The organism is Rubrivirga sp., assembly GCF_049648075.1.
GTDB lineage: Bacteria > Bacteroidota > Rhodothermia > Rhodothermales > Rubricoccaceae > Rubrivirga.
This window is the reverse complement of record NZ_JBARYR010000682.1, coordinates 1-1824: the sequence shown is the minus strand read 5'-3', so window position 1 is coordinate 1824 and position 1824 is coordinate 1. Positions and strand designations below refer to the sequence as shown.

General features: G+C 70.2%; 2 protein-coding genes. Both read right to left on the bottom strand.

Features of this window, described 5'->3' with window-relative positions:
* Positions 1 to 128: 128 nt before the first annotated feature.
* Complete coding sequence (locus tag WBA11_RS18200) at positions 129 to 1136, bottom strand: SDR family oxidoreductase (protein ID WP_424522053.1); 1008 nt, start codon at positions 1134 to 1136, stop codon at positions 129 to 131.
* Positions 1137 to 1221: 85 nt separating this feature from the next.
* Complete coding sequence (locus tag WBA11_RS18195) at positions 1222 to 1722, bottom strand: vitamin K epoxide reductase family protein (RefSeq protein WP_424522052.1); 501 nt, start codon at positions 1720 to 1722, stop codon at positions 1222 to 1224.
* Positions 1723 to 1824 lie beyond the last annotated feature (102 nt).

Genomic DNA, 1824 nt, shown 5'->3' with positions numbered 1-1824 from the left:
GCGAGCGTCGGCCTCGACGTGGCAGTCGTCGGCGGGCTCGGCGTGGGACTGGGCGGGCGTGCCGCGCTCAGCGCCGAGACGGCCCGCACGTCCGCCCTCGAGGTCGGTGTGCGGGTCCGGTTGCCGCGCTAGTCGCGGCCGGCCATGGCGATCGCGGCTCCGACGAGCGCCGCGGCCCCGAGCGAGAGGAGCGGCTTCTGCTGCATCTGGCTCCAGATGCTGTGCTCGAACACGCGCCCATCGAGGTTGCCGCGTGTGGTGCCGGTGTTCGAGGGCGGCTCGTAGAGGTTGCCCTTGGGGTTGCCCGTGGCTGGCGTGCCCGACTTTTGCTGCTCAAAAAAGGCCGGGACCGAGATCTTGTCCACCAGCCCCGGCGCGACCATCCCGAGCGCGGCCATCACACCATCCTTGGCGCCGACGGTCACGTCGCGCGCGGGCTTCTCGGCGGCTGACAAAATCGCACGGGCGACGGTCTCGGGCGCGTACGCGGGCGACGGGATGACTGGCTCTTGGTCCATGTAGTTGGCCGCGTGCTCGGGGTACGGCGTGTCGGTCGCGTTGGGCTTGATGAGCGTTACGCTGACGGGCACATCCTCCTTGTCGAGCTCCATCCGAAGCGCGTCCGTGAACCCCTTGATCGCGTGCTTCGTGGCCGAGTAGTGCCCCTGGAGGGGGAACGCCCGGTCGCTCAGGACCGAGCCGACGTTGACGATAGCACCCGACGTACCGGCCTCCTTGAAGTGCCGAGCCGCGACCAGGCTGCCGTGGACGGTGCCCCAGTAGTTGGTCTCGAACACCTGCCGCGCGTCGTCGAGTGGGACGTCGACCAGGAGGCCGTAGACCGAAGCGCCCGCGTTGTTGACCCAGGTGTCGAACCCGCCGAAGGCCTCGTGCGCTTTCTCGTGAGCCATCTCCAAGACGGCTTGGTCCGCGACGTCCGCGGCTAGCGTCTCCACCTTGGCGCCGCGGTCGCGGCATCGCTGGGCGGCGTCCTCCAAGCGGTCCGGCGAGCGGGCGATCAGGAGCAGGTTCGCGCCGCGGTCGGCGGCCTCGAGGGCAGTCGCCAGGCCGATGCCGGACGTGGCGCCGGTGATGACGAGCGTTTGCTCGGAGACGGGTTTGAGGGAGACGGACATGGGAAGGGGGAGAGGAAAGGGACCCATTCAACGGAGCGCGAGCAGGGCCGATCCCGACGACCTCGAGGCCGCCGCGCTCGCCGCGCTACCGGCCGAGTAGGCGTCGGAGCCCCTTGGCCGCCTCGGGGAGCACCAATGGGACCGACGCCAGCGAGGCGAGCGTCGCGCCCTGGCAGTACCAGCACAGCGCCTTGTTGGTGCTCCACTCCTCCTTGCCGAGCTTGAGCGCGAAGAACGCGTCCCCGACGACCTTCCCGGCGAGCGCGACCGGGAGCCACGGGAGCCGCTCGGCCCGATCTTTCCCGCCGGCCCCAGCTAGCCACGCGGTGATCCCGTAGCTGACGGTCATCATCAATGCGTCGGGCGTCCGGGCGCGTTTGTAGGCGTAGTCCGATGCGTCGACCTTGTCGGCGTTCCAAATCTTGCCCGGCAGGTCCGGCAGGTGCGAGATCACGCCGGTCTGGTACAGCGACACGACGATGCCGGCCAGCGCGCCGACGTTGGACAAGGCCACGACCTTGCGGCGGCGTTCGAGGTCGGGGGTGCGGGCGGTGCGGAGCTGGCGGCTGAGCGTCGTGGGAGACATGGGGGCGGGGAAAGGGCCGGTGTGTGACGGCGAGCGCCCCTCGTCGTTCGGACTCGGCCCCCTTCTCAGGGAAGCCCCGCCGGCGGTCTGGGGCTTGACCGG

What these genes read in the sequence shown, in the direction of transcription:
- WBA11_RS18200 (WP_424522053.1), bottom strand. Translation starts at nt 1,136, where the DNA reads ATGTCCGTCTCCCTCAAACCCGTCTCCGAGCAAACGCTCGTCATCACC.
- WBA11_RS18195 (WP_424522052.1), bottom strand. Translation starts at nt 1,722, where the DNA reads ATGTCTCCCACGACGCTCAGCCGCCAGCTCCGCACCGCCCGCACCCCC.